Annotated in this window: 5 protein-coding genes; 1 reads left to right on the plus strand and 4 read right to left on the minus strand. The window is 68.8% G+C overall.

The features are described from left to right. From ACIA8N_RS36390 to ACIA8N_RS36405, 4 genes are all read right to left on the minus strand, one after another. Window positions 1-554: beta-galactosidase (locus tag ACIA8N_RS36390; RefSeq protein WP_399416896.1), on the minus strand; the 554-nt coding region annotated here is incomplete at its 3' end. 132 nt (window positions 555-686) lie between these two features. Beyond that, window positions 687-2027, minus strand: coding sequence for an ABC transporter substrate-binding protein (locus tag ACIA8N_RS36395; RefSeq protein ID WP_399416897.1), 1341 nt, complete (start codon window positions 2025-2027; stop codon window positions 687-689). A 100-nt stretch (window positions 2028-2127) separates the two neighbouring features. After that, window positions 2128-3105, minus strand: coding sequence for a carbohydrate ABC transporter permease (locus ACIA8N_RS36400; protein WP_365787898.1), 978 nt, complete (start codon window positions 3103-3105; stop codon window positions 2128-2130). 4 nt (window positions 3106-3109) lie between these two features. Continuing rightward, window positions 3110-4036, minus strand: coding sequence for a sugar ABC transporter permease (locus tag ACIA8N_RS36405; RefSeq protein ID WP_365787900.1), 927 nt, complete (start codon window positions 4034-4036; stop codon window positions 3110-3112). Window positions 4037-4305: 269 nt separating this feature from the next. On the opposite strand from ACIA8N_RS36405, the gene ACIA8N_RS36410 reads away from it, so the two are divergent. After that, a complete protein-coding gene (locus tag ACIA8N_RS36410; RefSeq protein ID WP_365787902.1) occupies window positions 4306-5304 on the plus strand; it encodes a LacI family DNA-binding transcriptional regulator in 999 nt (332 codons plus the stop codon). Window positions 5305-5811: the final 507 nt, after the last annotated feature.

A 5811-nucleotide genomic window follows, 5' to 3' on the forward strand; every position in this document is an offset into this window, starting at 1 on the left:
AGGGGGACATCGATCCCGCAGGCGCGCAGCGAGTCGGCGATGTGCTCCAAATAGGCGGTGTCGTCGCCGTAGGCCCCGTACTCGTTCTCGACCTGTAGGGCGAGGATCGGGCCGCCCTGCGAGGCGAGGTACGTCCGGAGCGGGGTAAGGAGCCGGTCGAAGTAGTCGTCGACTGCGGCGAGGAACCGGGGGTCGCGGGAGCGCAGGCGTATGTCCGGCTCGGCGAGCAGCCAGGAGGGGATGCCGCCGCCCTCCCATTCGGCGCAGATGTACGGGCCGGGGCGGAGGAGGACGTACAGGCCCTCGGCGGCAGCGAGGTCGAGGAACCGGAGCAGGTCGAGCCCGCCGTCCATCACGAAGCGGTCGGGTCGCGGCTGGTGGAGGTTCCAGGGGACGTATGTCTCGATGGTGTTGAGCCCCATGAGCCGGGCCTTACGCAGCCGATCTTGCCACTGGTCGGGGTGGACCCGGAAGTAGTGCAGCCCGCCGGACAGGAAACGGAAGGGCTGGCCGTCGAGCAGGAATCCGGCCTTGTCTGTCTGGAGATCGGGCATGCGCTGTTTGCTCCGGTATGTGAAAGGTTGTACGGGGCCGAGACGTCACCCCCTGCATGGTTACGCAAACACGTGGAATATGGCAATCCCGAGGGCGGTGCCGCAGTGCGGCTCCGCCCTACGTCGCGTGGGTTACTTGTTGACGGTGAAGCCCTGGTTGGTGCCGTACTTGACGCTCGCGTCCTGCCAGGCCTTCAGGCCCTCGGAGAGCTTGGTCGGGGAGACGTACGCCTTGCCGACGGTGTCGTTGAAGACCGAGTTCGCGTACACCTGGTACGGCAGGTAGGACCAGTCGGCGTCGACGTCATGGGCGGACTGGGCGAAGATCTGGTTGGCCTTCTGGCCGCCGAAGTACGGGAACTCGGTGTCGAGGAACGCCTTCGACTCCAGGTCGGCGCGGGTGGCGGGGAAGGCGCCCGCTGCGACCCGGCTGCTTGCGCCGGCGCCGGTGGTGGCGAACTCGGTGAAGGCGTAGGCCAGTTCCTTGTTCTTGGCGGCCTTCGGCACGGCGAGCGAGCTGCCGCCGTTCTCGGCGCTCGTCCTGTCGCCCTTCGTCCACTGCGGCAGCGGGGCGACCCGCCAGTCGCCGGACGCTGCGGCGACGCCGGAGGTGAGGTTGGCCGGCATCCACGCCCCGACGGAGAGGGTGGCGATCGAGCCGTCGGCCAGGCCCTTGTACCAGGCGTCGCTCCAGGAGCTGGTCGGCGCGAGGAGCTTCTCGTCGAGGAGCTTCTGCCAGGTGGCGGTGTACCTGCTGGTGCCCTGGTCGTCGAAGTCGATGGTGATGTCGGTGCCTTCGGCCTTGTAGGGGCGGCCGCCGGCCTGCCAGATCAGGCTGGTGGTGGCGCCGGCGTCGCCGGTGTCGTTGGTGATGAAGATCTTCGGGTCGGCCTTGTGGAGGGTCCGGGCCGCCTCCACGTACTCGTCCCAGGTCGTCGGCACCTTGACGCCGTGCTTGTCGAAGACCTTCTTGTTGTAGAAGAACGCCATGGGGCCGGAGTCCATGGGCAGGGCGTGGATGGCCTGGTCGTCGGTGACGGCGTTCCAGGGGCCCTTGGTGAACGTCGTGCCGTACTTCTGGGCGCCGTAGGAGGAGAGGTCCTCGACGGACTTGCCGATGGCGAACTGGCCGAGGGCGTAGTACTCGACCTGCGCCACGTCGGGGGCGCCGTTGCCGGCCGCTATCGCGTTCTGCAGGGCGGTGTACTGCTTGTCGCCGGTACCGGCGTTGACCAGCTCGACGTCGACCTTCGGGTACTTCTTCTCGAAGTCCTGCACCACCTTCTCGAGGGTGGGCTCCCAGGCCCACACGGTCACCTTTCCGCCCTTCTCCAGCGCGGCTTCTATGTCCTTGGGACCGCTGCCGCCGGCCCCCGCGTCCGAGGCGTCGGAGCCGCAGGCCGTGGCGGTGAGCGCGAGCGCGGAGACGACGGCGAGGGCGGCGAGCAGTCTGCGGGTGGTGTGCGTGCTCATGGGAGGTGCTCCTGGTCGGTGGTGCGGGCGGGGAGGAAACTCCCGGGAAGGGACGATCAGGGTTGGGGGTGATCGGAGGCGGTGGATCAGGGTAGGGAGGTCATTCCTTGACGCTGCCCGCGGCCAGACCGGACTGCCAGTACCGCTGGAGCAGCAGGAAGACGGCCACGATCGGGACGATCGTCAGCAGGGAGCCGGTGACGATGAGGTCGAAGACGGCCTCGCCGCCGGCCGTCTGCGCCTGGGCGTTCCAGGCGTTGAGGCCGAGTGTCAGCGGGTACCAGTCGGGGTCCTTGATCATGATCAGCGGCAGGAAGTAGTTGTTCCAGGTCGCGACCATGGAGAACAGCAGCACGGTCACGGTGCCCGGCACGAGGAGCGGCAGCGCGATCGTGAAGAAGGTGCGCAGCTCGCCGGAGCCGTCGATGCGCGCGGCCTCAAGGAGCTCGGTGGGGACCGCCTCGGCGGCGAAGACCCACATCAGGTAGAGCCCGAAGGGCGAGATCAGGGACGGGATGATCACCGCCCAGGGGGTGTTGGTCAGGCGCATGTTGCTGAACATCAGGAAGGTGGGGACGGCGAGCGCGGTGCCGGGCACGGCCACGGCTCCGATGACGACCGCGAAGACGGCCTTGCGGCCCGGGAACTGGTACTTGGCGAGGGCGTAGCCCCCGAGGACGGCGAGGACGGTGGCGCCGCCCGCGCCGGCGGCGACGTACAGCAGGGTGTTGAGCAGCCAGCGGACGAAGACGCCGTCGTCGTACGTGAGGGTGCGGGTGATGTTGTCCCAGAGGTGCGTGTCGTCGGCGAACCAGAGGCCGAAGGAGTCGAGCAGCCCGTTCTGGTTCTTGGTGGCGTTGATGAGGAGCCACGCGAGGGGGAGCAGGGTGTAGACGAGGACCAGGCCGGTGACGAGGGTCAGCGGGATGCTGGGCCGGGGGTTGAGCGGGCTACGCGGTAGCCGCTTCCGACGCCTGGCCGCCGCGGCCGAGGTGGTGGCGGAGGCCGTGGTGGCGTCCGTGCCTGCGGCTGTCGTGGCGGCCGTCGTGGCGGCCCTCGTCGTGAGGGAGGTGGTCATCGGCTCAGCCCTTCCGCATGCCGCGCAGCTGGACCGCGTAGGCGATGATCGCGGTGATCACGCCCATCACGATGGCCACAGTCGCCGCGTAGTTGTGCTGCTGGCCCGCGAAGGACAGCGAGTAGGTGTAAAGGTTCGGAGTGAAGTCGCTGGTGATCGCGTTGGGCGCGAGCTTCTGCAGGATGCTCGGCTCGTTGAAGAGCTGGAAGCTGCCGATGATCGAGAAGATCGTCGCGACGACGAGGGCGCTGCGGATCGCCGGCAGCTTGACCGACGTCACGACGCGCCATTCCCCCGCGCCGTCGATCGCTGCGGCCTCGTACAGCGAGCGGGGTACGACCTTGAGCGCGGAGTAGAAGATCAGCATGTTGTAGCCGACGAACTCCCAGGTCACGATGTTGCCGATGGAGGCGAGGGCCAGGGAGGGGGAGAGCGGGTCGGGAAGCGTGACCCCGAGCGCGTCGTTGATGTTGCCGACGAGACCGAAGCGCGTGCCGTACATGAAGCCCCAGATGAGGCTGGCGACGACGGCGGGGACCGCGTACGGCAGGAAGACCGAGACGCGGAAGAAGCTCTTGCCGTAGAGCCGGCCGCTGTCGATCGCCAGGGCGACGAACAGGGCTATGCCGAGCATGACCGGCACCTGGACCAGGAGGAAGAGGCCCACCCGGGCCAGCCCGTCCCAGAAGCGGGGGTCGGTGAGCGCCTCGCCGTAGTTGTCGAGGCCGACGAAGGAGGTGCCGCCGATGAGCCGGTCCTGGAAGAGGCTCAAGTAGAGGGCGTATCCGATCGGCGCGAGGAACACCAGACCGAAGACCGCGACGAACGGGCCGGCGAACCCCCATCCGGTCAAGGCCTCCTTGCGGAGACGGGAGCGGGCTCGGCGGCGGGGCGGCGGGGCCGCCTGTGCTGACGTCGACAGGGGCGTCATGGTGGTTCCTTGCGTCGGTGACCGACCGGTCGGGAACGGAGCGAAGTAGTGTGACCTGAGGCCGATAGCTGCCCCTGCGAGGGGCCGGAAGACGAGTAATGTTTACGCAATCATCGGTAATGTGATGGTGACATTCCCGCTGGGGGGCGTCAAGCACGAAGTGGTAGCGAATGAGAGGGATTCGGGTGACAGAGCAGAACGCGACCGGTCGGCTGCCGGCCGTGAACGACGGTCGGCGGGGGGCGCGAACCAGGCCGCGCCGTGTTTCCATGGCAGACGTCGCGCAGAGAGCAGGCGTCTCCTCGCAGACGGTGTCCCGCGTCTCCAACGGTGACACGGCCGTCGTCGAGGCAACCCGCAAGAAGGTCCTCGACGCGATGAAGGAGCTGGGATATCGCCCCAACAGCGCGGCTCGCGCCCTCAAGCGTGGTGACTTTCGGGCCATAGGCGTCATCATCAGAGGGCTCACCAGCACGGGCAACGTCAGAACCCTGGACGCGGTCACCAGCTCGGCATCCCGCGCCGGCTACGCGGTCACCCTCATCCCTCTCGACGCACCCACACAGGACAACGTCAAGGGGGCGTTCACCCGCCTCGACGAGCTGGCCGTCGACGCCGTCGTGCTGATCATGGAGGTGCACCTCCTCGATACCGCTGCCCTCACCCTGCCGCCGCACGTCAAAGTGGTCGTGGTGGACTCGGACGCCACAGGGCGCTTCCCGGTGGTGGACACGGACCAGCGGCAGGGTGCCCGCTCCGCAGTGCGGCATCTGCTCGACCTCGGTCACGACACGGTGTGGCACGTCGCAGGACCCGAGGAGTCCTTCGCCGCGGGCCGTCGCGCCGAGGCGTGGGAAGCGGCACTGCGCGAGGAAGGGTGCACGGTACCCCCCGTGCTGCGCGGGGACTGGACCCCCGAGTCGGGCTACGAAGCCGGCCTGAGGCTCGCCGAGGAGGCCGACTGCACGGCGGTGTTCGTGGCCAACGACCAGATGGCCCTCGGTGTGCTGCGGGCCTTCCGCGATCGCGGCGTGCGCGTCCCCGAGGACGTCAGCGTCGTCGGCTTCGACGACATTCCCGAGGCAGCCTCCTTCATCCCGCCCCTGACCACGGTCCACCAGGACTTCGCCCAGGTCGGAGCGCTGTGTGTCGACGCCATTCTGCAGGAGCTGGCGGGCGAGACGGTGACGGGAGTGCGGCTCGTGGCGACCACCTTGGTGGAACGCGACAGTACGGCACCTCCCGGTGCGCGCGGAGGGGAGATCTGAGGACCGTATGCCCGGGGAGGGGGCGCGACGGTATGTGGCCGCGCCGTCGGGCGCGGCAAAAGGGCGCCAGCCGAGCGCGGCGGAGTCGGCCGTAGGCGGGTCGCGTCGGCCGCGTACGGCAGAAGGCGCCCGCCGGAGAGCCACCCGCCCAGGCACGGCAGAAAGGCCGACGAGAATCACGTCCCCCGGGTTCGGCAGGGCCTGCCGGCAGGCGGGGCACGCCGGCCGTCCGGGGGAGGGCCGGCGCGGGCTTCAGGCGGTGGCGTCCGGCCGCAGCCACACACGGTGGAGCCGGGTCGCGGCGGAGCCGTGCTCGAACGCACCACGAGTACGGGTTCCACGGCCCTGTGGCGCGGACCGTCCGTACGGCCTTTAGACCTAGTTGAGCAGTGGCGCGACGCAGTGCTTGCCGCGACGGCCGGGTCCGCCTTTGCCGGTGTATACGCCGCCGCCCTGGCCAACGGGGGCTCGTTCGACGACATCCAGCCGGGCATCGACTTCTTCGCG

This window comes from Streptomyces sp. NPDC051822, from assembly GCF_044452745.1.
Lineage (GTDB): Bacteria > Actinomycetota > Actinomycetes > Streptomycetales > Streptomycetaceae > Streptomyces.

Coding starts and splice junctions, on each gene's coding strand:
- ACIA8N_RS36395 (WP_399416897.1), bottom strand. CDS start 2,027: ATGAGCACGCACACCACCCGCAGACTGCTCGCCGCCCTCGCCGTCGTC.
- ACIA8N_RS36400 (WP_365787898.1), bottom strand. CDS start 3,105: ATGACCACCTCCCTCACGACGAGGGCCGCCACGACGGCCGCCACGACA.
- ACIA8N_RS36405 (WP_365787900.1), bottom strand. CDS start 4,036: ATGACGCCCCTGTCGACGTCAGCACAGGCGGCCCCGCCGCCCCGCCGC.
- ACIA8N_RS36410 (WP_365787902.1), top strand. CDS start 4,306: ATGGCAGACGTCGCGCAGAGAGCAGGCGTCTCCTCGCAGACGGTGTCC.